General features: G+C 55.4%; 21 protein-coding genes and 7 pseudogenes. 5 read left to right on the top strand and 23 right to left on the bottom strand.

Features of this window, described 5'->3' with window-relative positions:
* The 7 genes and pseudogenes from asnB to IYY11_RS04255 all read right to left on the bottom strand — a co-directional run.
* Nucleotides 1–2,013 (bottom strand): asparagine synthase (glutamine-hydrolyzing), encoded by a 2,013-nt coding sequence (gene asnB / locus IYY11_RS04285; protein WP_196402872.1) that lies wholly within the window; start codon nt 2,011–2,013, stop codon nt 1–3.
* 109 nt (nt 2,014–2,122) lie between these two features.
* Nucleotides 2,123–3,307, bottom strand: a complete 1,185-nt coding sequence (locus IYY11_RS04280; protein WP_196402871.1) for a glycosyltransferase family 4 protein — start codon at nt 3,305–3,307, stop codon at nt 2,123–2,125.
* Nucleotides 3,308–3,314: 7 nt separating this feature from the next.
* Nucleotides 3,315–4,448, bottom strand: coding sequence for a glycosyltransferase (locus tag IYY11_RS04275; RefSeq protein WP_409455220.1), 1,134 nt, complete (start codon nt 4,446–4,448; stop codon nt 3,315–3,317).
* A 52-nt stretch (nt 4,449–4,500) separates the two neighbouring features.
* Nucleotides 4,501–5,625, bottom strand: a complete 1,125-nt coding sequence (locus IYY11_RS04270; RefSeq protein ID WP_196402869.1) for a glycosyltransferase family 4 protein — start codon at nt 5,623–5,625, stop codon at nt 4,501–4,503.
* Nucleotides 5,626–5,697: 72 nt separating this feature from the next.
* Nucleotides 5,698–6,666 carry a glycosyltransferase gene (locus IYY11_RS04265; protein ID WP_196402868.1) on the bottom strand — a complete coding sequence of 323 codons (969 nt, stop codon included), beginning with the start codon at nt 6,664–6,666 and terminating at the stop codon, nt 5,698–5,700.
* Nucleotides 6,667–6,726: 60 nt separating this feature from the next.
* On the bottom strand, nt 6,727–7,671 hold the full coding sequence (locus IYY11_RS04260) for a hypothetical protein (protein WP_196402867.1): 945 nt from the start codon (nt 7,669–7,671) through the stop codon (nt 6,727–6,729).
* Nucleotides 7,672–7,739: 68 nt separating this feature from the next.
* Nucleotides 7,740–7,925, bottom strand: a pseudogene (locus tag IYY11_RS04255) (integrase core domain-containing protein); the annotation flags it as partial.
* A gap of 109 nt (nt 7,926–8,034) precedes the next feature.
* Between IYY11_RS04255 and IYY11_RS04250 the strand changes: the two are divergent.
* Nucleotides 8,035–9,237 carry an IS256 family transposase gene (locus IYY11_RS04250; RefSeq protein WP_196402866.1) on the top strand — a complete coding sequence of 401 codons (1,203 nt, stop codon included), beginning with the start codon at nt 8,035–8,037 and terminating at the stop codon, nt 9,235–9,237.
* Between the two features lie 634 nt (nt 9,238–9,871).
* Here the strand turns inward: IYY11_RS04250 and IYY11_RS04245 are convergent.
* The 4 genes and pseudogenes from IYY11_RS04245 to IYY11_RS23690 form a co-directional block, all read right to left on the bottom strand.
* Complete coding sequence (locus IYY11_RS04245) at nt 9,872–10,027, bottom strand: transposase (RefSeq protein ID WP_196402865.1); 156 nt, start codon at nt 10,025–10,027, stop codon at nt 9,872–9,874.
* Nucleotides 10,023–10,514: pseudogene (locus tag IYY11_RS04240) on the bottom strand (transposase); the annotation flags it as partial. The pseudogene IYY11_RS04240 and the gene IYY11_RS04245, both read right to left, overlap by 5 nt.
* Nucleotides 10,515–10,639: 125 nt before the next feature.
* Nucleotides 10,640–11,188: a methyltransferase domain-containing protein gene (locus IYY11_RS23695; protein ID WP_409455222.1), complete on the bottom strand. Its 549-nt coding sequence runs from the start codon at nt 11,186–11,188 to the stop codon at nt 10,640–10,642.
* 148 nt (nt 11,189–11,336) lie between these two features.
* Nucleotides 11,337–11,672 carry a glycosyltransferase family 4 protein gene (locus tag IYY11_RS23690; protein WP_196402863.1) on the bottom strand — a complete coding sequence of 112 codons (336 nt, stop codon included), beginning with the start codon at nt 11,670–11,672 and terminating at the stop codon, nt 11,337–11,339.
* Nucleotides 11,673–11,888: 216 nt separating this feature from the next.
* Between IYY11_RS23690 and IYY11_RS04225 the strand changes: the two are divergent.
* A pseudogene (locus IYY11_RS04225) lies at nt 11,889–12,217 on the top strand (integrase core domain-containing protein); the annotation flags it as partial.
* 77 nt (nt 12,218–12,294) lie between these two features.
* On the opposite strand, the gene IYY11_RS04220 reads toward IYY11_RS04225, so the two are convergent.
* Nucleotides 12,295–13,257 (bottom strand): glycosyltransferase, encoded by a 963-nt coding sequence (locus tag IYY11_RS04220; protein ID WP_196402862.1) that lies wholly within the window; start codon nt 13,255–13,257, stop codon nt 12,295–12,297.
* Between the two features lie 104 nt (nt 13,258–13,361).
* A complete protein-coding gene (locus IYY11_RS04215; RefSeq protein ID WP_196402861.1) occupies nt 13,362–14,192 on the bottom strand; it encodes a glycosyltransferase family 2 protein in 831 nt (276 codons plus the stop codon).
* A gap of 384 nt (nt 14,193–14,576) precedes the next feature.
* On the opposite strand from IYY11_RS04215, the pseudogene IYY11_RS04210 reads away from it, so the two are divergent.
* Nucleotides 14,577–15,762 (top strand): annotated as a pseudogene (locus tag IYY11_RS04210) (IS3 family transposase).
* A gap of 15 nt (nt 15,763–15,777) precedes the next feature.
* On the opposite strand, the gene IYY11_RS23685 reads toward IYY11_RS04210, so the two are convergent.
* From IYY11_RS23685 to IYY11_RS04185, 5 genes and pseudogenes are all read right to left on the bottom strand, one after another.
* Nucleotides 15,778–16,002, bottom strand: coding sequence for a WxcM-like domain-containing protein (locus tag IYY11_RS23685; protein ID WP_409455219.1), 225 nt, complete (start codon nt 16,000–16,002; stop codon nt 15,778–15,780).
* A 2-nt stretch (nt 16,003–16,004) separates the two neighbouring features.
* On the bottom strand, nt 16,005–16,817 hold the full coding sequence (locus IYY11_RS04200) for a class I SAM-dependent methyltransferase (protein ID WP_196402859.1): 813 nt from the start codon (nt 16,815–16,817) through the stop codon (nt 16,005–16,007).
* Between the two features lie 293 nt (nt 16,818–17,110).
* Nucleotides 17,111–18,315, bottom strand: a protein-coding gene (locus tag IYY11_RS04195; protein WP_409455218.1) for an IS3 family transposase whose coding sequence is annotated in 2 segments (ribosomal slippage) — nt 17,111–18,060 and nt 18,060–18,315 — 1,206 coding nt in all. Because the reading frame shifts where the segments join, the coding sequence is not laid out codon by codon here.
* Between the two features lie 89 nt (nt 18,316–18,404).
* A pseudogene (locus IYY11_RS04190) lies at nt 18,405–19,088 on the bottom strand (IS5 family transposase); the annotation flags it as partial.
* Between the two features lie 173 nt (nt 19,089–19,261).
* A pseudogene (locus tag IYY11_RS04185) lies at nt 19,262–19,641 on the bottom strand (transposase); the annotation flags it as partial.
* Between the two features lie 19 nt (nt 19,642–19,660).
* Between IYY11_RS04185 and IYY11_RS23225 the strand changes: the two are divergent.
* Nucleotides 19,661–19,888, top strand: coding sequence for a hypothetical protein (locus IYY11_RS23225; protein ID WP_196402905.1), 228 nt, complete (start codon nt 19,661–19,663; stop codon nt 19,886–19,888).
* Here IYY11_RS23225 and IYY11_RS04175 read toward each other — a convergent pair.
* The 3 genes and pseudogenes from IYY11_RS04175 to IYY11_RS04165 form a co-directional block, all read right to left on the bottom strand.
* Nucleotides 19,841–20,034 (bottom strand): annotated as a pseudogene (locus tag IYY11_RS04175) (helix-turn-helix domain-containing protein); the annotation flags it as partial. The gene IYY11_RS23225 and the pseudogene IYY11_RS04175 sit on opposite strands and share 48 nt — an antisense overlap.
* Nucleotides 20,035–20,188: 154 nt before the next feature.
* Nucleotides 20,189–20,788 (bottom strand): IS5 family transposase, encoded by a 600-nt coding sequence (locus IYY11_RS04170; RefSeq protein ID WP_196402857.1) that lies wholly within the window; start codon nt 20,786–20,788, stop codon nt 20,189–20,191.
* A gap of 38 nt (nt 20,789–20,826) precedes the next feature.
* Nucleotides 20,827–20,970, bottom strand: a complete 144-nt coding sequence (locus IYY11_RS04165) for a hypothetical protein (RefSeq protein ID WP_196402856.1) — start codon at nt 20,968–20,970, stop codon at nt 20,827–20,829.
* Between the two features lie 200 nt (nt 20,971–21,170).
* Here IYY11_RS04165 and IYY11_RS04160 point away from each other — a divergent pair, with 200 nt between their 5' ends.
* A complete protein-coding gene (locus tag IYY11_RS04160; RefSeq protein ID WP_196402855.1) occupies nt 21,171–22,454 on the top strand; it encodes an IS701 family transposase in 1,284 nt (427 codons plus the stop codon).
* 186 nt (nt 22,455–22,640) lie between these two features.
* Here IYY11_RS04160 and IYY11_RS04155 read toward each other — a convergent pair whose 3' ends face one another.
* Nucleotides 22,641–24,110 carry a flippase gene (locus IYY11_RS04155; RefSeq protein WP_196402854.1) on the bottom strand — a complete coding sequence of 490 codons (1,470 nt, stop codon included), beginning with the start codon at nt 24,108–24,110 and terminating at the stop codon, nt 22,641–22,643.
* A gap of 71 nt (nt 24,111–24,181) precedes the next feature.
* Nucleotides 24,182–25,210, bottom strand: coding sequence for an SDR family oxidoreductase (locus tag IYY11_RS04150; protein WP_196402853.1), 1,029 nt, complete (start codon nt 25,208–25,210; stop codon nt 24,182–24,184).
* Nucleotides 25,211–25,220: the final 10 nt, after the last annotated feature.

Raw genomic sequence — 25,220 nt, 5'->3', positions numbered from 1 at the left:
TCAGGAAATCCCTCGCAACCAGGCTTGAAACATCAATATGCTCCATAGTTTGGGCGTTAGGTCGCGTCGACCGCTCAAATGTTGTCTCCATGCTTCGCGAATCTGCGCAGGCTTGAAGTATCCCTCATGCACGAGCCGAGTTTCGTCCAATAGGTTCTCCGCCCAGCCGCGCAATGGTCCTCGCAACCATTGGCCGACGGGAATGCTGAAGCCGGCCTTCGGCCGTTCGATCAGCTCGCGCGGCACATATTTGTGAAGCACCTGGCGAAGCGCCCACTTGCCTTGACCGTCACGAATTTTCATGTGGAGCGGAAGTCGCCATGCGACTTCAGCCACGCGCTGATCCAGAAAAGGCACGCGCGTTTCCAGACTCGTCGCCATGGCGGCGCGGTCCACCTTACATAGAATATCGTCGGGCAGATAGGTGAGGCTGTCTCGGTACATCATCTGCAGTTCACGTGGCTCCGCGCCTCGGGTCGGCAACGGGTCGTCCAGAAGACTCAGCGGCCCCTCTATTCGGCCGCAGCCGGCGCTTAATATTTCCGAAGGATCCTGCCATTCGGAAACTAGGTTACGGTAAAAATCGTCAAAGTTGTGTGCGCCGCGGAGCCGAGAAGCCAACTTGTGCGCCTTTTCACCGAGGTGGCCGATGCCACGGCTTCCGGGTAATACTGCGTTGACGGGACGACTGAGAAGTTCCAAGACCGATTCCGGAACCGCGGCGAGCGCTCCCCCAAGCGCCTGGCGCCCTGAGTAAGGCAGCCTGCTCAGGCGGCTCCAAAGGCGCGGCCCCCACAAGTAGCGATTATAGCCGCCAAACAGCTCGTCGCCGGCATCGCCGGACAGCGCTACAGTGACATGCTGGCGCGCGGCGTGGCAAACCAAAAGCGTCGGTATCTGAGACGAGTCTGCGAACGGCTCATCATAGATCACCGGCAAATTCGGAATGACGGACAAGGCTTCGGCCGCCGTCACGTACAGCTCGGAATGATCTGAGCCAAGATGGCGGGCGACCGCCCGAGCGTGAGGCGCTTCGTCGAAGCCCGCCTCCTCGAAACTGACGGTGAACGTTTTGACCGGGCGCGCGGCTTGTTGCTGCATGAGCGCCACGATTGTCGATGAGTCGACGCCGCCGGAGAGAAAAGCGCCCAGCGGTACATCCGCCACTGATTGCAGCTTCACTGCATCTCTCAGGCTTTGCTCCAGCGCCCCGATCGCGTCTGCTTCGCTTTCAAATTGATGCTGCGCTCCCGATTCCACCAGCGCGTCGAGCGACCACCAACGGCTCAGCGTCGCTCCTCCATGCGTCGCCGGCGGCCGCAGCGGCTGGGCAAGCGAAGGCGGCCCGTCGCCTGAGATGCTGAGCACGCAACCCGGCTCCAGCTTGTAGACGCCCTCATAGATGCTGTACGGTGCGGGAACATACATGAAACGCAAATACAGCGCCAAAGCTTCAAGGCTCACCGGATTGGCGAATCCGGGATAAGCGCGCAATGCCTTTAGCTCGGAACCGAATGCAAAAGCGGCCTGACCGCCATGGCCTACCCAGCCGTAATAAAGAGGCTTCTCGCCAAAACGGTCGCGCGCCAAATACAGCGTGCGGCGAGCGATATCCCATAACGCGATGGCAAACATGCCCGTGACGCGTTTCAGGGCGACGTCTAGACCCCAATGCTCAATAGCGGCGAGGAACGTCTCAGTGTCCGAATGTCCGCGCCATTTGGGAGCAGCGCCGACATCTTCCAATTGCGAACGTATTGCCGCGTGATTGTAAATCTCGCCGTTGAAAGTCATCACGAATCGTCCGCTAGCAGACTCCATCGGTTGATGACCTGCGGACGAAAGATCTATGATGGACAGACGCCGGTGCCCCAGAAACAGCCGCCCTTCGGGATCGCTCCAATATCCTGCGCCATCAGGCCCGCGCGCAACTAATGCGTTGGTCATCGCCTTAATCGCATTCAGCCCGCGCGGGTTTGTTCCGGAAGTCAGAAAGCCGGAGATGCCGCACATTCGATTAGGCTACCGCCTCGTGGAACATGGAAAAAAAGTTGACAGGGCCATTTTTCCGAATTCATTTCCAGGTGGGGCGCCACTGAGAAGGTCGCGGCGCAATTTTGTACTATGAGATCTTGACCCGATCGAACTGTGTGGAGGTCGTGGCTTGAGCAGCGTCGCGCAAAATGCTTTCCCATGTATCGAGCACTCTCGGCAAGCTGTATGCTTCCAGTCTCCGAACGCTGGCGTGAGACAGCCGTTCTACCTCTTCCGGGGAGGCCATCAGTCGCTTTAGCACAATCGACAGGGCCTGGGTGCGGTCTCTGCTCTCATTCACGAGAATCCCGTCGACGTTGTTCTGTATTAAGACATTGGTGCCTGGGCAGTCTTCGAATGCGACTGCCGGCACGCCGCTCAGCAGCGCTTCGGCGGTCGCGAGCCCGAAGCTCTCGTATGTCGATGGGGAAACGAAAAAAGAAGCGTTCCGGTACTCCCGCCAGATGTCACTGATAGCGCCAGGCAGCTCGACGCGGCGCTCCAGTCCAAATTCACGTATTTGCCTTTCGAGCGCTCCGCGCAATTCGCCCTCGCCGACGATCCGCAATGTCCAGTCGGGGAAGTCAGACGCGATCAAAGCAAAGGCGGCGATGAGACAGCCGTGATTTTTTTGCGTCGTCAACCTTCCAACTGAAAGCACCCTTCTTGCGCGCGGGGCACGCTTCTCGTTTTTCGTTGACGGCGCAGCGATAGGATTTGGCGCGACAACCATAACACGCCTAAGCCAGGGCCCGTATTGCTGCTTGATCTGCTCCGAAACGACGGTGATTTTCTGCGCCATAAAAGGGGTCAGCATGACGAGCGCCAATTGGAATGGTCGCGTCTGGTAATGGTCGGGCCCGATGTGCTCGCTTGCCACCATGGGAATGCCGGTTCCTACGAGCGCCATTCCTACGGGTAGGTATGAGCTGTGCATGAAGGCGACGACCACGTTGGGAGCGCAATTTAATATTTTGCGCCTCAGCACCCAAATCCGACGCACGACGTCCCAAGGCCGAGAGTTCCCCTCCACTGTCCCCACGCCCAAAGAAACGCGTCGAACGCGCGACGAGAGAGGATAGAAGGACGGCTGGTCGGATGGATCGCTGGTAATTATCGTTACGTTGTGACCTCGCTCGGCCAATCCAGAACACACAGAGGCAAGAACGCGCTCTGCACCCCCGCCAGGATTGCTCATTGCCTTGATCACAAAGGCGATCTTCAAGGGGAAATGGTGGTCCGCCACCGGTTCGCCGCGCTTATTCAAATGCAATGCGTCGCTATAATTGACATTGGTCGTCGGCGTGCGCGAGCTTTCTCCGATCGTTGGTCAAGCCCAAGAGTTCAAAGTGTCGCGCGATGATGGTCTGCTCTTCAAATGGAGCGATCGCTTCGGCGAGAAGATGCTTATCTATGGGCTTCTCTAGCGCCTGCTCAATCCCGCTTGCGATGGAGATCGGATCCCCGACAGAAACGAGATAGCCGAATTTCCCGTCATCGAGCAGTTCCCGAGGGCCAGTGGGACAATTGGTGGCGACCGGCGTACATCCGCACATCATCGCTTCAATCAATGCGTTCGGCATGCCCTCGACGTAGGAGGTCAGCGCGAACACTCGTGCGTGTGTGAAATATTTGAGGGGGTTCGCCACATTGCCTGGCAATTTCACATTGTCGGTGAGGTCGAGCTCTTGAATCAAGCGTTCAAGCTCGTCGCGCAGCGAGCCCTCGCCGAATATTACCAGCCGCACGCTCCGCCTACGCGAGACCTCCTTCACCGCGCGGATCAGATCGGCGAAACCTTTCCACGGCTCCAATTGTCCGGCGGCGACAATTACAGGGATGTCCTTTTGCAGAAACCACTCGGCATCGACTGGTTCAAGCATTTTTTGTCTGGACAACGGGTTATCGACGATGTTGTAGACACAGACATGGGGCGCGTTACTAAACACCTTTCGGTACTGCTCGACCATGTCCTTCGAAACGCATGTCAGTACGTTCGCTCGCCACATCACGGTGCGAAAGACCTGCTTAAGAACCCACCGCTTGGTAAATATTTTGGTTGAATATGTGTCATATGGCGTGACTCTCGAAGATCCGCTGATTTTCGCCGACGATCCCGAGAGGATAGCCGCTAAGAGTACGATCGTGTTGAGGTGATCTTCAGCCGAGAAGACAATGTCAGGCTTGTTCTTACGAAAACATTTCCATAGGGGATATAGCATTCCACGCACGTTCGCGCGATTGAAAAGCATTACATTGACTCCCAACACTTTCGGCATCGCGAGGCCTCGGTTCACGCAACCGATTACGAAGTCGACAGAGTGTCCATTGGCAGCCAACGCTTCCGCGAATCTGATTTGTGCTAGTGGAACCCCCGATACCGCAAATCGCGGCGTAACGACGCAGATCTTCATTCCTGGCTAGCTCGCTGTGGATTTGCTTGGTCGAACCTGACCTTGGCGCCTTTCAGTTCGCGGCATGGGACGCCGCTTCCAGCGCATGCGCGAGACGAGCGCGCGCAGCTTCATAAGAGTATCGGCGCTCAAACAGCGCCCTGACCTCATGGTCGAATCGCGGCAATGCCGCGTGCTCCAAGCGATTGAGCGTTTCAATGAAGTCGTCTGCGGTCGCACAGATCCACCCCACCTTTTCGGCGACATCTTCGTAGCCGGAGAAGGCCTCGGGGGCGCCGACGACCTTTTTACCGAACATCAGCGCTTCAGCGACCTTTGTCTTCATTCCCGAACCATCAAATATTGGGGCGACAACAAGATGGGCGTCAAGATACCATTCAGCAAGATTTTGCACCTCTCCAATCACCTCGATTTTTGCGTTCGGATCGCCATCGTGCCTCAAAACTTCGAGGCCTTTGCCTACAATGATCGTCCTAATGCCGATATGGGGAACGACATGTTTGATGAACCAAGCGGCGCCCAACCGATTAGCATAAAACGCTCCACCTACGAAGAGTATATACTTTTCTTTGCGGATGCGCGCACAGTCGACTTGGCCACCCGTCGCTTGCGGCAGCTTATCCTCGAGCGACATCGGCGCGATGTAATCTGCCGAGCGGCCGTAGATGCTTCGCAGAAAATCGCTGTCGCGACGGTTTAGCGCTATTAGGCGATCGCTGCAGCGAACCGCCTTCCGCTCTCCGAGATAATTGACCACCATTACGACGAGCGCTCGCAGGCTGGGCGACGCCATCAGAGAACCGAGGAAGAAGCGGGATTCCACATTGTGAAAAAACGTTATGATACTGACGCCCGGCGCGTCTTTACGCAGCGCTGCCGCGACTTCGCCGAGGTTCGAGCCGTCCACGAATGCGAGGCCGATCCGATTGGTGCGAATTTGCCTCACGGCTTCTGCGATGACGGCGCTGTTCAAGCCATCGATATGCCCTCTAAAAGCTCCAATAAAAGAGCACACCCCGGTCAAGGGTCGGCCGTCGAGCTCCAAAATATGCAGATCCTCGCCGAAAATGTCCTTTAGGCAATCACGGTTGAGCTTGCACAACAGTTCCCGCCCTCCGGCGGGTCGAGTTTCAATTTTTTTTGTTATCAGCAAGACCCCCGCCATCAGCTGAACCATCCTCTCATCGTCCCCTATGGGCCAAGCCGCCTGCCACCGATCGATCGTTGTCCATTATATCCTGTCTGTGGCTCAGATAATCGTTAAATCCTTTAGAAGGCTTTTCCATCCATAAAATAATTTATACTGGCCTGTAGTCGCCATAACAAATATTAGCTTCAATCTTTTCACATACGGCATACCGAACAATGACGCTCGATTACGAAATGCGACAATCCGACGATCAAGCGCATCAATCACTTGCTTCTCACTCACGAGCAGGTCCATTCCGCGGAACTCCAAAATTCTAGAATGTAGATGCTGCTTCATTCGGGTGAATTGGTCTACCTTGTTCAAATAATCGGCTCTTGAATCGACCTTTCTGAATTTCAGATACCAGGAAAAAATAGATATTTTTTGCGGCCTTGTCATCTCATTCTGAGATGAATTCGTTTCGTGAATTCTCCAGATCTGCAGAACCTCGCTCGTTAGCCGCTTGCAATCCAATACAGCCGCCCATCTATGAATGTACACATCGTGCTGCGGTATGTCCCTAAAATCCAATGGTATGATGAAATCACGGAACTCTCTCGTCATAGCGGTGCAGGCACCAGCGATGTGACCATTCGGATGTCCATGTATGCTTCTAATTTTTTCCAGTACGGTCAGGTCAAGCTCAGCTCCATTGGAGTTTGCGTACATCGCATCGTTGAGCGCAACTTGGCATGTTTTGTCTCGCTGAAACATTTTAATTAGCGTCGATATCTTGTTAACATACCACTTATCGTCTTGATCGCTGAGAAATATTACGTCGCCACGACAATACGATAGGGCCTGCATGAAATTTCTAAGGTGACCAATATTACATTCATTCTGATAGATGACAACCTTAAATTTAGCGCGGCTTCTAAATTTATCTAATATTTCAAACGTTTCGTCGGTGGAGCAGTCGTCACAAACGATCAACTCGTCGGGAGGTCTATCCTGGCCCACGAAGCTCTCGAGCTGATCTCTTAGCCACGAGGCGCCGTTATACGTCGCCATTGCGATCGACACTTTCATGCTTCTCTCCAAACCGACAGCAAACCGTAGGCCAAAATTCTCTCTTTGATACAGATCCAGCTACTGAAAACAAGACAAGGCGATTTTCTTTAAATAAACAAGTTTGTTTTTTAATACGATCCAAGCATATGTCAATGTATTACAGTATCCATCTTTCGTATAGCCGTCGACAGCAACGTATAATTCGCCTCTAAAAGAGGACACTGATATGTGGTGGTGGCCTTCAGAAGCCCATGATGGAGGAGTACTAAATAAATGTCTACCAACAACCAACGTCTCTCCGTAGGATTCAGATAAATTGTCTATTTTATAGAACGCAACAGACTCTCCGTATTTAGTTATCTCTCTCTGCGCTACCCTCACAAAGCTTTCTCCAAACTTCAATGGGCTGCCTCCACATCTAGAGATGGCTTTATCGACATGTGCCAGTCGGCAGGAGCCCGGCTTAATACGAAGCATGCTATCTAACTCAAATATCTTCAGAGTTTTATCTCTAGTTGTTCCAAACAAATATGCGATATGCGAGTTTATACGCAGAAGCGTCGGATCAAGCAGCGGCCCGTTTATTAATGTTGAGTTTATCTCCCATTCTTTTGGGAATGCTTTTGCGCGGTAGAGAACAACGCGTTCAAGCTGCGCTGTTTCAGGGAGCATATACACTACACCATTGTAATCAAAAACCTGAGGGTATGAGAGATGGAAAGGCTCGTGCAAAACAATGCCAAGGTCCGTTAACAGTCCATCTGAGGACAGCACCGCTGCAGCTATTGCTCCATGATCGCCATCAGTTTTTAGCTCATAAAACACGTATAAATTGTCATGATAAACAAACAAAAACGGGTCGGCACATACTGATGGGTAGCTTTTATCCTTTCGTCGTCCCTGGGCTCCTATTAAGAAAAAAGGTTCTAAGCGTTCCAAATCAAAAATCTGATCAAGGGATGAAACTTTATATATAGCCGTGCGCCAAACTATTCTTTTTTTAAATAGGCCAAGGAGATTCATGCGGCACCTTCTCGCTAGGTGTATAGTCCCGGTGTGAGCTGGGTCGGATCTTTTTCGAAGACGACGGGCTAGGCTTTCCAGGATTTGCAGACATACTCGTGAGGCGTCAGGCCTCGCAGGGTCTTCAGTCGTTTCGCGAAGTTGTAGGCCGCCAAGAACGTCGCGAGATGCTCTCGCAGCTGGTTATGGCTTTCATAGGGGGAGCGTTTGACCGTCGCCTCTTTCAGAGTGCGATTCATTCGCTCCACACTGCCTCGGCGATCTGCTCCAACATCGCCTGGCCGGCGCACAGCTCTCGCACGCGCGGGACTGTCAGGAATCTTGTGTGTGTGTGGGCCATAGTAGAACCGCTGGAGGCGGACTATGGCGATCAAGAAGGACACACTGGACCAACTTCTCTCGGGGCGCGATCCAAAGGAAGTGTTTTCCAAGGACGGGCTTTTCGACGAGCTGAAAAAGGCCCTGGCCGAGCGGGTTCTGAACGCGGAGCTGGACGATCATCTCGATGGCGAAGCAGTGGGTGGTAGAGCCAATCACCGCAATGGCTATTCGAAGAAGACCGTGCTGACCGAGACGTCGAAGATCGACATCAAAATCCCGCGTGACCGGGAAGGAACTTTCGATCCCAAGCTCATCCAGCGTTACCAGCGCCGCTTCCCGGGCTTCGACGAGAAGATCGTGTCAATGTATGCGCGCGGCATGACGGTTCGTGAGATCCAGGGCCATCTCCTGGAGCTTTATGGGCTGGAGGTCTCGCCCAATCTCGTCTCGACGATCACCGACGCGATTTTGGAGACGGTCGCCGAATGGCAGAACCGGCCCTTGGAGGCGATGTATCCGCTGATTTTCTTCGACGCCTTGCGCGTCAAAATCCGCGATGAAGGGCTGGTTCGCAACAAGGCCGTCTATGTCGCGCTGGGCGTTACGCCCGAGGGAACCAAGGATATTCTGGGCCTGTGGATCGAGACTTCCGAGGGCGCCAAATTCTGGCTTCGCGTCATGAACGAGCTGAAGAACCGAGGCATCGACGACATTCTCATCGCCGTGGTGGACGGACTGAAGGGCTTTCCGGACGCGATCAACGCGGTCTTTCCGCAGACGATTGTGCAGACCTGCATCGTGCATCTCATTCGCAACTCCATGGACTTTGCGTCATGGAAGGACCGCAAGGCCATCGCCGCCGAACTGAAGACGATCTATCGCGCGAAAGACGCGGACGCCGGCCGAGAGGCGCTGGAGGCATTCGACGCCGGACCATGGGGTATAAAATATCCAGCTATTGCGCAGAGTTGGCGGCGAAACTGGGAGCAAGTCATTCCGTTTTTCGCCTTTCCCGTCGCGGTGCGTCGGATCATCTACACGACGAACGCCATTGAATCGCTCAACGCGAAATTGCGCCGCGCCGTGCGAACGCGAAGGCATTTTCCAACCGATGAGGCCGCGACGAAGTTGCTGTATCTCGTCTTGCGTCAGGTCGCGGGAGAATGGAAAATGCCGCCACGCGAATGGTGCGAGGCGAAGACCCAATTCGCCATCATGTTCGACGAAAGGTTCGTCGTGGTGTGATGGTCAACCTGGCCCCACACACAAGATTCCTGACAGTCCCGCACGCGCGCCTCGAAACCTGTGCGTGTCACAACGCCCATCTTCAACCCAAATCCGCGCCACCGTGAATCACCCGCGCCTGATAGGAAACAAAAAAGCTTTCGAAGCGGTCCTGAAGGGAGCCGTTTCATCCAAGGTCCCGTCGCTGGGACGATGGAGCCGGTGAAGCCGTAAGAGCGGGCAGTGGCCGTCACAAAGGCGGACCACGCGTGATTAGATAGGCTCACTGTTTCCTCTGATGAGCATCATGTGGCGGCCGTCGCGTCGACCACGGACGGAAGCAAGAGACCGGCGACGAAGACGAGGGAGACGGATCGCAGGCACCGCGCTCGCTATGGCGCAATTAAATGGCGCGCTCGCGCGGCGCACCGTAGATTGGCGAAGTTGATACGAGGGACTTGACAACGCGGGGGCCATTACGGAAGCCCGTCCTATTCAGCCAGCCGACGGTCTTTCCCGAGTTTTTTCCGCGGTATGATCGCGGCGCGCGTCCGCTTTGCGTTTGATCGCTGAGTAATTTCTGCACTTTTGGAACGCGTTGGAGTTGAAAGGACGGGCTCTCTGGGGCTTGCGGACGCGGTCTCTGCCCCGTCGTTCACGGTCCTGCCGGCTGTAACGCGCCGGCCAGACGTCGGAATAGCTCGGCTTGTGGGCAAGCGCTGGCCAGCGCAAGGCGGATGCGGCTTGCGGTCTCGACGATGCGCGCGCCGATCTTGAGCAGCTTCTCGCGCAAGGTGGCAAATTTGCCCATGCACGGCGTCGCAGGTCTCGTCGATATCGAGCGTGACGGCTTTCGGAGGCGCAGCGTAGCTGGCGCAATAAAGATCGATCAGCACGCCGCCAAGCTTCACGATTTCGCGCAAAGTCGGCGCATTCTCCCAACGCGAAATGGTCGGCTGCGAGCACAAATCGTTCCCTGTATCGGGCAAGCGCCCGCAGGCGATCTTGAAGGCCGGATCCTTGCGTAGATGATCGAGATCGTCCGCATCCTCGTAACCGCAAGCGATAGCGAGAATGCGCGCACGAAAAATGGTGGCGAGCGAATGGGTGATCAACAAAGGATTACGCGGATCGGCAATAACGGCGGCGAGCTTGTCCACCAGCCCCAGACGACGTTCGGCTTGCCCCAGGAACATCACGCCGGCGTCCGAGGTGATGCGTCCGCCGTCGAATGCGGCGGTGATCTTCTTGCGGCCAACGGCTGGAAACGAAAATGGGAGGGAGGTATCTTCGGTCATGGCGCGCGTGGCGTCGATGCGATAGCGTGAATGCTCGGCGTAGACAACCGATCCATACACTAAATCAACATTTTACGCTACGCTCGCCAGCCCAAAATTACCCCATCGCTGAATAAGGTGGGCCATCATCGTCCCGCTGCGAAGTCCGAAACGGCTTTAGTCCTGCTGACAGACTGAAGAAATACGCAACTAGTCTGAAAATGCATGAAAATATTCGGCACGTCTGACGCAACATTTCTCCACCGCTTCATGCCTTTTCTCGGAAGGATAACGTTAATAAGGAAGGAAGCTAGATCCCGCTTATTTCTCAACAATCGATAAACGTGCCCGGTCCCACTACTGACCGTGGCGGCATCTAAAAGCTCAAGTTCTGGAAACAAACCTAACAATTGTTGACAGTCTGGCCTAAATTTTGAATCGTATGGATCAGCACAGTATGGATATATAAAGGGCGACGTAACAACAATGTATGACTTTTCTTTCGCTAATCTTTTGATGTTGTTAATAATTATGTCCCTGTCAAATACGTGAGTTAGCAGATTTGAACATATTATAACGTCATAGGAGCGATCATTTATTTGCTCCCAAAATGCGGGCTCACAAAAGTCTCCGCTTAAATCGATTCCATCTCCTTGTTTAGCATCCGCATGAGTAAAGCTAAACCTTTCTTTCATCGGTTCGAATATTAGTTTATTTATATATGGTTGAGCGATTTCGCGATAATGTCTCGTTGAGCTGCCTAGATTCAAAACACTATTAGCATTGTCCTCTAAGTTATTTGACGCATGTTCCAGACACTTCGCAATCCAGCGCGCTTCCGCCTCAAACACCGCCAGCCCCCGTTTTTGTGCCGTATCTGCTTCTAGCTATCCTTGAAAACATTGCGCAAGATGGAGCGTGAGCCTGCGTGCCGACGACCTTTTTGCCGAACATCAGCGCTTCAACGACCTTTGTCTTCATTCCCGAACCATCAAATATTGGGGCGACGACAAGATGGGCGTCAAGATACCATTCAGCATGATTTTGCACCTCTCCAATCACCTCGATTTTTGCGTTCGGTTCGCCATCGTGCCTCAAAACTTCGAGGCCTGTGCCTACAATGATCGTCCTAATGCCGATATGGGGAACGACATGTTTGATGAACCAAGCGGCGCCCAACCGATTAGCATAAGGGCACCTCGAAAAATTCCCTCTTCCAACCGTTACGCAAATCAGATTCAAACCTCGCAGGCTCTGAACGTAGGAGTTTGGCGTGGGACAGCTTGGTTTCTTCGATTTGAGTCGACGCTATAACGACGTCGATAACGACGTAAATTTACACCGCAGACCTCATCCCCGTAAGGCGGCCCTTATCGGCCGGTTACGACCAAAAGCAAGATCGAGTGGCATTATATTGCGCCGGGCAAGCCGATGCAGAATGGCTTCTGCGAAAGCTTCAACGGTCGTATGCGCGATAAGCTGCTGAACGAAACGCTGTTCTTCGGCCTCGACCACGCGCGGGAGAAGATCGGCGCATGGGTCAGCGACTACAATCATCGACGCCCGCATTCTTCGCTCGGCTACGCGACGCCGGCGGAATATGCGGCCAATCTCACCGCAACAGGCGATCGGCTGCGCAACCCCGACCAGCTCCGCCGATCGCCTGTTGCTCCACCCGCGCCCTCGGGCGTACAACAAACGGGACTCTAATTGCCGTTGGATGAAAGTTCAGGGGCAGGTCAGGCGTTGCAACCCACTCTCGGTCAACGGCGTTGAGCCATGCTGGGAATTCCCTTACGATTTAGCGCGTAAAATCTCTTAAAAAACTAGAAAACCCATTGAAAAAATTGTATTTCCCCTCAGCTAACATGCGAACAGCAAGAAATCTCCTTTCAATCGGCCCTGCTGCCACGAGCCTCGTGCGAGAATTCAAGGCGGATGCCTCATCTGAAATGTATTTTAATATATTGAATATTTCATCATGACGGAGAGATAAGCAGCCATTACTTAGCTTCTCGTCAAACTGACGCTGAAGTGCTTTGTTGATTGTTATTCTGTCTTCATAAGAGTGAGCTCTTGGTGTTTTAAACGCGCTCCAAATTACGTCTAGGCTGTTTATTCGTGCCGTTGAGGACGCTATCCATTCTGTCGCGTTTGAGGAATGACGCCGTATTAGCTGGAGTTCCTCGTCGATAATGCACCTAGCCCCGAGACGGTGTGCGACCGAATGTATCCAGCCATCGTACTCTATCCCTTCGGGAAAAGGGGATATATAATGCAATAAGTCATGGTGAATAAGAGTCAAAGCTCCTGTTACAACACCGGTAACGTTGCCATACCCTCTGCTCACTTGGCCAAGCTTTGTCGAGCCTCCCCACTTCAGATGCTCGTCAACAAGTCTTCCATCGTGCATCCAAAGCAATTGATTGGATGACCTTGATGCAGCAACTGTTTCCATGTATGATATTTTCTCTGGCAGCCAGATGTCGTCTTGATCAGAAATGAATATTAAGTCACCAGAACACTCCGATATCGCCTTTGGGAAGTTTTTATTATAGCCTAAATTCGCTTCGTTTTTAATTAAAGTTACATTAAATGGCGCTGCTTTTGCGAATTTAGAAATGATTGTTGTAGTTTCATCGGTCGAACAATCGTCACAGATAATAAGCTCATCCGGGAGTCTCGTCTGTCGGGTAAACGATTCGAGTTGGTGGCGTACATAATTAGCTCCATTAAAAGTCGCCATCGCGATCGAGATCTTCATAGCAACAGTGCTTTCACAAGTAGGCGCTTCTTCGGTTTGGGCTTAACCTTCGTACCGTCGAATATCGGATGACGGGCCACCCACAGGCCCAGCAATCATAGGGACTAGGAGCGATCATTGAAACGGCCCATTCGCCCAAATGCAAAATCGCGCCAGCCCAAAAACATGTGTCGTAGCTTCTTCATCTTTTCCTCCTCTACTAACAATACCTTAATTGCATCGATAATTATCATCTTCAGATAACCACGCCTAATTTCGGGATAGGCCTGTCTCATAAAGAGCCTGTTGCGCGTCATGTAATATTTCCGTAAATAACTATGGTTCCACGAAGTTACCCTTCGACCAAATATCTTTCTTGTTATAGGGTCCCCGAGGGAGTGGTTAAGCAATATTCTATTAACTCGAACAATTCGATAACCCATCCGCAACAAGCGGAAACAAAGCTCATGATCAACTTGATCAATAAACAGCTGCTCATTAAAGCCACCAATTGCCAGAAAGGCTGCCAACCGTACCAGACTTCCAGACGTTATGGCGCTTTTGCATTCAGTTAAGCCTTCCAACCCTTCATAGGCGATTTCTCTGATCGAAGGGGAAAATATTGCTACACCTCTCTCTTTGAAGTGCGGCGCGCTTGGATCCAAATAACTACGAATAGCTTCTTCGTTAAACCAGCTATCCTGATCCATCGTTAGAACCCATTCCACCGCGAGCTGCGAGGCTCGCTCGCAACCAAGATTGAGTGCGGCTGCAATTCCGATGTTTTTATTTAGTGGTATATATTCAATATCTGGACGCGCTGGAACCAAATTGCTGTTATCGTTGGTGGAATTATCAACGATAATCGTTCTATCTACGAATTTACAGAAGGTGCTTATGTTTTCAACAAACTCCTCTTTTGGATTGAACCAGATGACAACTGCTGCTATTTTCATTTAATCTCATCCCATCTTGTCCCGAACCTACTACTCATACCAGGACTGTTCAACGCTCACATGGGGAGGTTCAGGTCAAGGGGATCAGCTTCAGTAGCGCATGAATAAAACTCCGTTGGCTGTGTCGGTGTCCAAGGTCTGAGCCTGTTTCCGGGACCTGGTCGTTTCCCGGCCAGATCAAACTCACATTCGGTCGCCGTTCGTGACGGCTGCACCAATATCCCGCTTGCGGCGGTCGGGGCTCAGGAAGACGAGACCATTCTCTAGAGCGGCTTTTTCAAGCCATGCGTTGAAGCGGTTCGTCCACCTGGATCCGCCATGACCTGCCCCTGAAAAGTTCCTCCAGCTTCGATTAGAGTCCGACCCATTGCAGGGACGGACGAGATGAAGAAGAAGCGGTTCACGGAAGAGCAGATCATCGGGATTTTACGGGAGCAGGAAGCGGGCGCGAAGGTCGCGGATCTGGCGCGCAAATACGCGGTTTCGGAAGCGACGCTCTACAATTGGAAAGCCAAATTCGGCGGCATGGACGCTTCCGAAGCCAAGCGGCTGAAGGCGTTGGGGGACGAGAACGCAAAGCTGAAGAGGCTTCTGGCGGACCAGATGCTCGAGGCAGCAGCGTTGCGAGAGCTTCTGGGAAAAAAATGGTAGGGCCCGCCGTGAAGCGCGCAGCCGTCGCGCACCTTCGGGCCGTCATGGGCCTGTCGGAGCGTCGGGCCTGTAACATCGTCGCCATCGACCGCACGACGGTTCGCTATACGCCAAAGCGGCCGGCGGATCGGGAACTGCGTGAAAGACTTCGGGAACTCGCCAACCCCCGCCGACGCTTTGGCTATCGGCGGCTGTTCATCCTGCTGCGCCAGGAAGGCGAGCGCTCGGGCAAAAACCGTATCTACCGGCTTTACCGCGAAGAAGGGCTTACGGTGCGCAAACGCCGGGCCCGCCGCCGCGCTGTCGGCACGCGGGCGCCGATCGTTGTCGAGCCAAGGCCGAATGCGCGCTGGTCTTTGGACTTCGTGCATGACCAGTTTGCCTGCGGCAGGCGGTTCCGCGTCCTCAACATCGTCGACGACGTGACGCGCGAATGCCTGGCGGCGATCCCCGACACATCGATCTCGGGCAAGCGTGTCGCCCGTGAGCTGTCGACGCTGATCCGTGGGCGCGGAAAACCTGGAGTGATCGTCTCTGATAACGGGACGGAATTCACCTCGAACGCCATCCTCTCCTGGGCGACCAAAAGCAAGATCGAGTGGCATTATATTGCGCCGGGCAAGCCCATGCAGAACGGCTTCTGCGAAAGCTTCAACGGTCGTATGCGCGATAAGCTGCTGAACGAAACGCTGTTCTTCGGCCTCGACCACGCGCGGGAGAAGATCGGCGCATGGGTCAGCGACTACAATCATCGACGCCCGCATTCTTCGCTCGGCTACGCGACGCCGGCGGAATATGCGGCCAATCTCACCGCAACAGGCGATCGGCTGCGCAACCCCGACCAGCTCCGCCGATCGCCTGTTGCTCCACCCGCGCCCTCGGGCGTACAACAAACGGGACTCTAATTGCCGTTGGATGAAAGTTCAGGGGCAGGTCACAAGGTGGTCACGTGGAAAGGACGACGATCGCGATTGGAAGCTCGGACCAAGCAGACTGAGCCCGAGGAAAAATTGTCGAGCTCACGCCAGATCATGGGACAGACGTTAAGGCCATAATAAGAACGCGCCAGATGTTGGCGCACCTTCGAGCGGGTTAAGATTGAATCATTCTGGCTGAAAGTCCCGCAGCTGTTGCGCGAACTCGCCAATTGCTTCTTCATTCTCACGAGCATCTTGGTGTTTCCAACATCACTGCATTCGTTTGTTTTTCCCCATCCGTCTCTCCTGTCATGACAGTATATCGTGGGAACTGCTTGCGTTTCCGAATCGCTATGATTGAATCGAAAAACTGGACGCTCTCGATGTCTGTCATTGCCTCCGGGGTGTTGGACCCACCGGCTTGGTAGTGCTTATGCATATGATCTACCTTGTTTTTGAAGTATTCGATGATTGTCCCGCGCCTGCGCAACCCGCCCTCGAATTGCGGCCAATAGGCTGTATGAGTATCCTCAACAATATAAAGTCCACCCTCACTTATGAGAGGCCACAAAGTTTCAAAGCTGGCGCGCTGATGGCAGGCAATATGTGAGCCATCGTCCAGGACGATATCAAGCCCGCCCATTTCTTTCACTACACTAAGGAGGAAATCCACATCGTCTTGAGAACCGATACGGACAGGCCCCGTTTGTGTGTCCAAGGGCGCGCACTCAGGATTATTATCGACGCCAAAGATCGTCGCTCTATCTCCCAAGAACTTTCGCCACATATCCAGCGAGCCGCCTTTCGATACACCAATTTCGAGGACTCTGACGTCTGCCTGTCGGTAACAGCCGAGCAAGCTGTCGTAGATTGGAAGGTAATGGAGCCATTTGTGGATAATGCGTCCCCTATTTTCAAAAAAAATGCTTGCGGCTTTTCCTGTGTAATTCCTTCTCAGTTTGTCGGTCACAGTTGCGCGAAACGATGTATAACACGGCGGCTCGCCAAGCCTTATTGTCCACAATTTGGCTTCAATGCGTTTGAGGAAACTTTTCATTTCGAAGGTCCTGCGCTTGTTGCTCATAGCGGCTGTAGGGTCGCAGACGCGGCCCCAATTTTCATTTGACGGCCTGAGAGTCCGTTTGAGAATCTTTATCAATGAGCGATCCTTGGCAAGACGAGGCCGCCCATTGGAACGTGGATCATAGAGCTGGCCCCGGTTGTTTGGACAGCTCCCCGCGGATTTTAAGTGGCTTTCCTGCCGGGTTTGCTGAATGCGGGGCGTCTCGATTTTGTCGCGGCGCCGGGAGGGCGTAGCCCGACCAGAGCTGCGACAAAATCGAAGGACGGTCATGCGGCGACCGCCATCGCTTGCTTGCCGAAGTAGGCCTCGTCAGGCGTGCGTCCGTCAAGGCTCGAGTGCGGGCGCCGATCATTGTAAAACGCCAGATATCTGGCAATCGACGCGCGCGCTTCGGACACGCTGTCGTAGGCGCGCAGATAGACTTCCTCGTATTTCACGCTGCGCCATAATCGCTCGACGAAGACATTGTCGCGCCAGGCGCCCTTGCCGTCCATGCTGATCGTGACCTTCGCGTCCAGCAGCACGCTCGTAAAATCGATGCTGGTGAACTGGGCGGATTCAATTGGTCGTCGCAACGATCTCAATGGAGACGGCGATGGCGCGGACGAGAGCAAATACCAAAACATCTGACACAAAGGCGATGCGCTCGCCTGGCAGGCCGCCAGCGGCCGTCCGGGAGCAGCTTGTTCAATTCTGGAAAGCAATTGCCGCGGGTCGGACACGCGATGAGCCAGTACGCGCCGGCTCGCCACGTCGACCACCGCCGCGAGATAGATGAAGCCGCTCCGCATCGGGATGTAGCTGATGTCCATCGCCCAGACATGATCCGGTCTCTCGATCTTCACGCCGCGCAGGAGATATGGATAGATTTTGTGCCCCGGCGCGGCTTTGCTCGTATTCGGCCGGCGATAGATCGCCTCGATCCCCATCCGCTTCATCAGCGTCGTCACGTGGCGACGGCCGACAACGACGCCCTCGCGCCGCAGCAGATCGCGCAGCATTCGTGCGCCGGCGAAGGGAAAATCGAGATGCAGCTCGTCGAGGCGGCGCATCAGCTGCAAGTCATCGGCCGAGACCGGCCGTGGCTTGCAATAGACCGTGCTGCGGGCGACGCCGAGCATCTTCGCTTGCCCCGCGATCGGAAAGGCATGGCTGCGGTCGATCATCGCTTTGCGCTCAGCAGGCCGGCCTCGCTGAGCGCGCCCTCTAAAAAATCATTGGCCAGGGTCAGTTCGCCGATCTTGGCGTGAAGCGCTTCCAAATCGACAGCCGCTTCTTTCGTCTCGGTCTTTTCCTGACCGAACACGCCCGCAGCGCCCTCCAGAAGCTGGCTTTTCCAGGTCGTGATCTGGTTCGGGTGAACGTCAAACTGCTGCGCCAGCTCGACCAGCGTCTTCTCGCCCTTAAAGGCGGCCAAAGCCACCTTCGCCTTGAAGGCCGGAGAATGTGTCCGGCGGCTCGTCTTCGTCATCGATTGCTCCTGATTCGCGGCGAGAATCCTCGCCGCTGTCAGGCAGGAAATCCACTTATGCTACTGTCCGAATTTGCGGGGCCGGCTCTGTCGCGCTCGACGCGGCCCAGAAACGTGCGGAGTTTGCGCAACGCCTTGTTCGCGCGTTTGAACTGCTTGGCGTGCGCGTAACGCTGATGCGCGATCAGCGCGTGCTTGCCGATGCGCTCATAGGATTGCCGCAGCGCGACGCCGTGCTTCTTCGCCAGCCGAACGAGCCGTTCGGCTCGATGCATGAGCTTGGCGTCCGTTGGAAAAGCGACGGCCTTTTCCTGCACCGTCGTGTCGACGATGATCCTGGAGAAGTCGGACGGCTTCGCCGCGCCTGTCTTCGTCGCCACGGACAGGCTCTCCTGGACAAGCGCCGCGAGCTTCTCCTCGCCCATCCGCTGACGCCAGCTCGTCAGCGACGAGCGGTCGAAGGGCGGCTGGTGCTGGAAAAACTCCTCGCCGCAAAAGAGTTGAAAATAGGGGTTCTCCACCCAGCGCTCGCATAAGGCTTCATCGGAGAGATCGTGCGTGTGCTTCAGGATCGCGAGCCCGGCCATCAGCCGCGTCGGCAAGGGCGGACGGCCCGGAACGTCGGCGTAAACCGCGCCGAAGTTCTGCTCGAGAAAGCCCCAGGCGATGGCTTGGGCGAGCTTCGCCAGCGGATGGCCCATGTCGACGATCTGATCGAGCCGCGCCCGAAACAAATCCTTCTGCCCGCCGTCCCGCCGCTCCTTCGGCCGCATCGCGAATCTCCTCGCTCGCCACTCGACGGACAGAGAGAATCACGACATCGACGCCGGATCAATTTGCAAGAAAAACCCGCCCAACCCCGCAAAACCTTGCGAAAACGATTACTTCGCCGAAACCGAAACTGATGTCATGTCAAAAACATGAGAGTTCTTCACGGGAGACGGTGCCGCCAGCGGGTCATCCAGCCGAAGGTTCGCTCGACGACCCCAGCGCCGCGGCAGAACCTTGAAGCCCGGATCAGCGTCGATCCTTCGCACGATCTCTATGACGAACTCTTTGAACGCCGCCTTGTTTATGAGTTTTCTACGGCCGTAGGCACCGTCGGTGAAGAGATGCTTGACCCACGGCCAGCGGTTGCGGATAGCACCGAGAATATACTGCGCCCGCGGAGTCGGAAATATCCGCAGTCGTCCAGATTTGAACATGAGCGGCCGTCCGTCCGTATCCACCACAATTTGGCGCTTGCGCCCTGCGATTTCCTGCCCGCGTCGGAGCCCCGCACTTGCGTGGCCGGGGCCTTGACCGTTGGCTGTCGATGGCGCCAGCCTCCGCTGGAGATAAAGTGATGAAGCTGGTCGTATCCGATTTCGCCATCGCGCGCTGCCATGGGCTGCATGCTCTTGCGATCACCCGCGCCTATCGCACATCCTGTCGGTCGCCGCTCGACAATCAGATACGCCTCATTCTGCACACCGCCGCCTATTGGCGTGGACCGGAGCGTGCGCTCAATAACGGCGGCGACCTAATCATCCTTGATTGTTCGAGGTCTGCCTGGACGGGCCTCATCCAATAGCCCATCGATGCGGTCCCTCAGAAAGCGCCGTCGCCACTTGCCAACCGTGTGCTCATAGACGCCAATCTCGCTCGCAACGGACTTGCTGGGAACGCCATCCGCGCATTGGAGGATAACGCGGCAGCGTTCAGATAACGCCGCGCCACGCGATGGCGACGAACCTGTCGTTAGAGATAGACTCGCTCAGCCGCAGTGAGGATCAAGGGAGCAATCGGACGCCCCGTCGAATTGGCCATAACTTGCTCCCGCTTTCATGCGAAAGCCCTATCCTATAATGAAATGGACTTCAGTTCCAGATGACTAGGCCGTGCGGACGAATTTGATCAAGCATAGGCCTGCTGCGAAACTGACGATGGATCGGAAATTTCTGGCTGTCTTTTCGCAGCGTAGGGCGACGCGCTTGAACCGTTTGATGCGCCCCATGCCCTGCTCGATACGAGCGCGGGCTTTATAGAGCGTCCTGGCGAAGAACTTCGGTTTGTCTTTCTCATTGGCCTTGTGCGGGATGACTGGGGCGATGCCGCGCGCTCTCGCCGCCGCGCGCTTCGCTTTGCTGGCGTAGCCCTTGTCACAAATAGCGGCGCGCGGCTGAATATCCGGGCCGATGTCGAGCAGCATTTCGAAATGCAGCGCGTCGGCAGCCTCGCCGCCGGTCAGATCGAAAGCGATGATATCGCCCGATGCGTCCGACTTGGCGTGGATTTTCGTGGTGAAGCCGCCGCGCGAACGCCCGAGCGCCTGCGCTTCTTGCCCCCTTTGGCGCCTGCGGCCGATACGTGCGCGCGCACGATCGTTGAATCGAACATCTGGATCAGATGCGCCGACGAACTCATGGACGCGAGCGTATCGAAGAAGGCCTCGAATACGCCGGCCTTGCTCAAGCGGTCGAACCGCTTCCATACGCCGTTCCAGTGTCCGAACCGCTCCGGCAACGCGCGTCATCTTACGTTTTCGACTGTGAAGAAATGAAGCGCTTCGAGGAAGCGGCGATCGTCGTCGGCCTTGCGTCCGCGACGCGGAATGCAGGCCCGAAACACCGCGAGCGTATGCGCCCAGTCTTCCTCGTCCATCCGCGTCGACATGGCTTCTGGTCTCCGACTCAGTCGGAGTCCTATGAATCATGCCTGATTCCGCGTGGGAATCCCCAAGCGATCTTCAAGCGCTAATTCGTCCACACGACCTAGCACTACTTTGGCAGATTTTTTTGAGGCTGCGCCGTTTGGGGATTCCTTTTTGTCGGCATGCGTGATTCATAGGGGGTCGGCTTCTTGGAGGGCCGGCCATGGCTGGGTCGTGGAAGAGAGATCTCGAGACTTGGCTGGCGCCGTTTCTGGCGCGGCTGGGACATAAGGCTCGCCGGCGCATGTGTCCGCTTTACGTTGAGGGTCTGATCGGTCCTGGCGACCGCAAGAGCGTCGAGCCGATGGCGTCTCGGCTGGCGCCGGGGGATTATGATCAGCTGCATCATTTTATTTCCAGCGGCGTCTGGGATGAGACGCCGCTGGAGGAAGAACTTGCCCTTCAGGCTGACAGGCTGGTCGGCGGCGCAAAAGCGTTTCTGATCATCGACGACACAGCCCTGCCGAAGAAGGGAGCGCATTCAGTCGGCGTCGCGCCGCAATACGCTTCCGTCTTGGGCAAGAACGCCAATTGCCAGACGCTCGTGTCGCTGACGCTGGCGCAAGGCGAGGTTCCCGTCATGATCGGCCTGCGCTTGTTCTTGCCCGAAAGCTGGACAAGCAACGCCGCGCGCATGGTGAAAGCGGCCGTCCCCGACGCTTGTCGGAAGGCGCGCACGAAGCCGCAAATCGCGCTCGCCGAAATCGATCGCGTGATCAGCGCCGGCGCGCGTTTCGGCGTCGTGCTTGCCGACGCCGGCTACGGTCTATCCGCCCCGTTCCGACATGGGCTCGACACGCGCAGCCTCAATTGGGCCGTCGGCGTCCCAAAACATCAGAAGGTCTATCCACAGAACGTCAAGCTGATCTTCCCCGTCGCCGGCCGCGGTCGCCCGCGCAAACGTCATGTCCCCAACCAGCGCTCCGTTCCCGCTGAAGACATGCTGGCTTGCGCCAAATGGCGTTCGCTCAGTTGGCGCAAGGGAACGAAGAAACCGCTGCGGGCCGCCTTCGCCGCGCTTCGCGTCCGTATCGCTGACGGGCCGCCGCAACGCATCGGCGACAAAGGCATGCAACATATGCCCGGCGAGGAAGCCTGGCTCATTGGCGAGCGCCGTGTCTCAGGCGAGCATAAGTATTATCTCTCCAATCTGCCCGCCGACGCCGATCTGAAAACCGTTGCCGCAACAATCAAGGCGCGTTGGGTCTGCGAAAAAGCGCATCAGCAACTCAAGGAAGAACTCGGCCTCGACCACTTCGAAGGGCGATCCTGGCATGGTCTGCATCGTCATGCGCTGATGACGATGATCGCTTACGCTTTTCTGCAAAGCCGCCGCCTCACCGAGACGAAAGGGAAAAAAAAGAATCGCCGTCGGACCGCCGCAACCGAGTTTGCCCGCGATCCGCCGCGCCGTTCTCGCCCATCTCTCCCGCGCGCCGCCCTATAGATGCCCACACTGCAAAACCATGCTGCGAAAAGCCAATGATTGAAACTGCCAAAGTAGTGCTAGACCCACAACATATTTCTTGACCGCCGTTTGCGACATGGCGCCTCTCCCCGAAACGTCGACGACGTCGCCGACGGAGTTACAGAAACAACTCAAAATCACTGACAGGAGGCACCAGGCTCATCCTCACCGCAACGCCTCCCGCATGGAAGCAAGCAGCTTCTTGAGAACACCAATGGCTAATTCGCGCATTTCGGCTGGAGCGCACCATAACGACCACCCCAGCGCTACTACCGACAAGGATACAGCGGCCAACCACCACATTGTACTGCAAAAAGTCCAACCGATGGCTGAGCCCAAGGCGCCTAACAGCAGCAGAGCTGGAACTCTTAGCGTCGCAACCTCGCTAGGCAACATTTCCGCAAACCAAAGCAGCAAAACGCAGTCTCCAACCACGCGCAGGCTAAATGCCGCCGCGGCTCCGGGAAGGCCCCAAATGTACAAGCCTACAAAAAGGGCGATCAAATACGGGAGAAGTTCGGCCATGTGGAATTTTGCGGTCACATCGGGCCGTCCGGCCCCCTGCAGCTGTGCGAAGGGCACGGCGGCCACTCCATTGATCCAAAAGCCCAAGAGCAAAATTTGAGCTGTGCCGTTCGCGTTGGCGGCGAACTCGGGACTGATCCAAAACCCCAGAAACGGTTCGACCAACAAAACGGCGACGACCATTACTGGTGTCGTGACCGCCACGAGCGAGCGCAAGGCAATTTTCGCCAGCTGTTCGCGTTCGATCGCGTTGGCGGTGGCGAAACGCGGGAAGAGCGCTGATGTGATCGCCACAGATAAAACGAGGGAGCGCTCGCCGAGCTGGAACGGCACTGAGTAATAAGTGACGGCGCTCGCGCTGACCTTGGCGCCAATTACAAAGCGGTCGAGAATGCTCATAAGTGGGTCAATCAGTGACGAAATCGTCACCCAGCCGCCGAACCGGAGTAAACTTTTGGCATCACTGCATGCTAGCAACGGCGCTTGATCCCGAAACACGTGAATTTTGCACCGCCAAAAACCCGCGATGAATGTGAAGAACTTTATAAGAATGACAGCAGGAAGCAACAGAGCCAGATCAGGACCAAATCCCCACGCAACGATAAGGGGTAAGGTCTGCACCAAAACGGTGCTCGTTACAGAAATAACATTTAACTCCAAGAATTGCGCGCGTCCTTGAAGTGCGCCACCCACAACGCCTGACATTGTCGTCAGAGGAACTGCGAACATGAGCCAAGGCAGAGCTGGCCAAAGTTCCGATCTGAGGTCAGAGCCCAAGCTAATCGTATACCGAAAGTAATAGTTCGCGACCGGCCAAATGAGCATGCCGCCAAAGCTGCCCAATGCGGCGTTCATCGCTAACGCAGTCCAAAAGGTCGACGATATCAGCTGTGGGGACGAATTACCGAGCGCCGCGATTCGCTGCGACGTCGCCCGACCGAGCCCTAGGTCGAATACTCCAAAATACCCGAGTAACGACCAGACGATTGCCAAAACGCCATATCGCGCCTCGCCAATTAGGCGAATATAGATGGGGGTTGTCAGTAAAGAAACACTTATTGGAATCAGGGCCCCCAACAGGTTATAGCCCGTATGCTTGGCAGCACTCATTATTTAGCCGATAATTGCCACAGAAGACAAGATAGTAACGTCGTAGGGAAAGATTAAATTCCCAAACTTACTCAAATGCTTGACGCTATGTACCATGGCATGGCCAGGGCGAGGCCCTGGTCGACGCGATGCGACGGAGAATAACCTAGGCAAGCAATGGCTTTGTGAATATCCGCTAGGCTATGGCGCACGTCGCCGGGCCGGAACTCGCGATATTGTGGCTTTGCCTTTTCGAGATGCGGGAAGCGCGGCGTGAGCAGGCGGCGCAAATGCTCATACAGCTCGCGGAGGCTTGTGCGTTCGCCAACCGCCACGTTATAGACTTGATTGATCGCTTGGGCACTGCGAGTGGTCGCCGCCAGCAAATTGGCCTGCACGGCGTTCGCGACGTAGCAAAAATCGCGGCTGGTTTCGCCGTCGCCGTTGATGAACACGGGCTCGCCATTGATCATCGCCGCGGTCCATTTCGGGATCACCGCGGCGTAAGCGCCATTAGGATCTTGCCGCGGCCCAAAGACATTGAAATACCGCAGCCCAATCGTCTCCATCCCGTAACAACGGGCGAAGACGTCGGCGTAAAGCTCGTTGACGAATTTAGTAACCGCATAAGGACTCAGGGGTTTGCCCATTACGTCCTCGACCTTCGGCAAGCCGGGATGGTCGCCATAGGTCGAACTGCTGGCGGCGTAGACGAAGCGCCTGACCTTAGCGTCGCGAGCGGCAACCAGCATGTTGACAAAACCGGTGACGTTTGCGGCGTTGGCTGCGATCGGATCTGCGATGCTGCGCGGCACTGAACCCAGCGCGGCTTCATGTAGCACATAATCAACATACTCGCAAACGCGGCGACAGCCGTCGAAGTCGCAAATGTCCCCTTCGATGAATGTAAATTGATTCCATTGGGAGGGCTCGACGAGTGCCTTCACCTCGTCGAGATTGCGCCGATAACCGGTCGCAAAATTATCGAGCCCCACTACGCGCTGATCGAGCTTGAGAAGCGTCTCCAGAAGATTCGAGCCAATGAAGCCAGCGACGCCGGTGATCAGCCAAGTCCGCGGGCTTTCGCGCAGTTTCAGGCGGATTCGATCATAAGGGGTCATTCAGCTCCCC

The organism is Methylocystis sp. H62 (assembly GCF_015709515.1).
Classification (GTDB): Bacteria; Pseudomonadota; Alphaproteobacteria; order Rhizobiales; family Beijerinckiaceae; genus Methylocystis.
The sequence above is the reverse complement of the archived record's forward strand: the minus strand, read 5'-3'. Positions and strand labels throughout refer to the sequence as shown.

What these genes read in the sequence shown, in the direction of transcription:
- asnB (WP_196402872.1), bottom strand. Translation starts at nt 2,013, where the DNA reads ATGTGCGGCATCTCCGGCTTTCTGACTTCCGGAACAAACCCGCGCGGG.
- IYY11_RS04275 (WP_409455220.1), bottom strand. Translation starts at nt 4,448, where the DNA reads ATGAAGATCTGCGTCGTTACGCCGCGATTTGCGGTATCGGGGGTTCCA.
- IYY11_RS04270 (WP_196402869.1), bottom strand. Translation starts at nt 5,625, where the DNA reads ATGGTTCAGCTGATGGCGGGGGTCTTGCTGATAACAAAAAAAATTGAA.
- IYY11_RS04265 (WP_196402868.1), bottom strand. Translation starts at nt 6,666, where the DNA reads ATGAAAGTGTCGATCGCAATGGCGACGTATAACGGCGCCTCGTGGCTA.
- IYY11_RS04260 (WP_196402867.1), bottom strand. Translation starts at nt 7,671, where the DNA reads ATGAATCTCCTTGGCCTATTTAAAAAAAGAATAGTTTGGCGCACGGCT.
- IYY11_RS04250 (WP_196402866.1), top strand. Translation starts at nt 8,035, where the DNA reads ATGGCGATCAAGAAGGACACACTGGACCAACTTCTCTCGGGGCGCGAT.
- IYY11_RS04245 (WP_196402865.1), bottom strand. Translation starts at nt 10,027, where the DNA reads ATGGGCAAATTTGCCACCTTGCGCGAGAAGCTGCTCAAGATCGGCGCG.
- IYY11_RS23695 (WP_409455222.1), bottom strand. Translation starts at nt 11,188, where the DNA reads ATGAAAGAAAGGTTTAGCTTTACTCATGCGGATGCTAAACAAGGAGAT.
- IYY11_RS04220 (WP_196402862.1), bottom strand. Translation starts at nt 13,257, where the DNA reads ATGAAGATCTCGATCGCGATGGCGACTTTTAATGGAGCTAATTATGTA.
- IYY11_RS04215 (WP_196402861.1), bottom strand. Translation starts at nt 14,192, where the DNA reads ATGAAAATAGCAGCAGTTGTCATCTGGTTCAATCCAAAAGAGGAGTTT.
- IYY11_RS23685 (WP_409455219.1), bottom strand. Translation starts at nt 16,002, where the DNA reads ATGAAGAAGCAATTGGCGAGTTCGCGCAACAGCTGCGGGACTTTCAGC.
- IYY11_RS04200 (WP_196402859.1), bottom strand. Translation starts at nt 16,817, where the DNA reads ATGAAAAGTTTCCTCAAACGCATTGAAGCCAAATTGTGGACAATAAGG.
- IYY11_RS23225 (WP_196402905.1), top strand. Translation starts at nt 19,661, where the DNA reads ATGAAGCTGGTCGTATCCGATTTCGCCATCGCGCGCTGCCATGGGCTG.
- IYY11_RS04170 (WP_196402857.1), bottom strand. Translation starts at nt 20,788, where the DNA reads ATGGAAGCGGTTCGACCGCTTGAGCAAGGCCGGCGTATTCGAGGCCTT.
- IYY11_RS04165 (WP_196402856.1), bottom strand. Translation starts at nt 20,970, where the DNA reads ATGTCGACGCGGATGGACGAGGAAGACTGGGCGCATACGCTCGCGGTG.
- IYY11_RS04160 (WP_196402855.1), top strand. Translation starts at nt 21,171, where the DNA reads ATGGCTGGGTCGTGGAAGAGAGATCTCGAGACTTGGCTGGCGCCGTTT.
- IYY11_RS04155 (WP_196402854.1), bottom strand. Translation starts at nt 24,110, where the DNA reads ATGAGTGCTGCCAAGCATACGGGCTATAACCTGTTGGGGGCCCTGATT.
- IYY11_RS04150 (WP_196402853.1), bottom strand. Translation starts at nt 25,210, where the DNA reads ATGACCCCTTATGATCGAATCCGCCTGAAACTGCGCGAAAGCCCGCGG.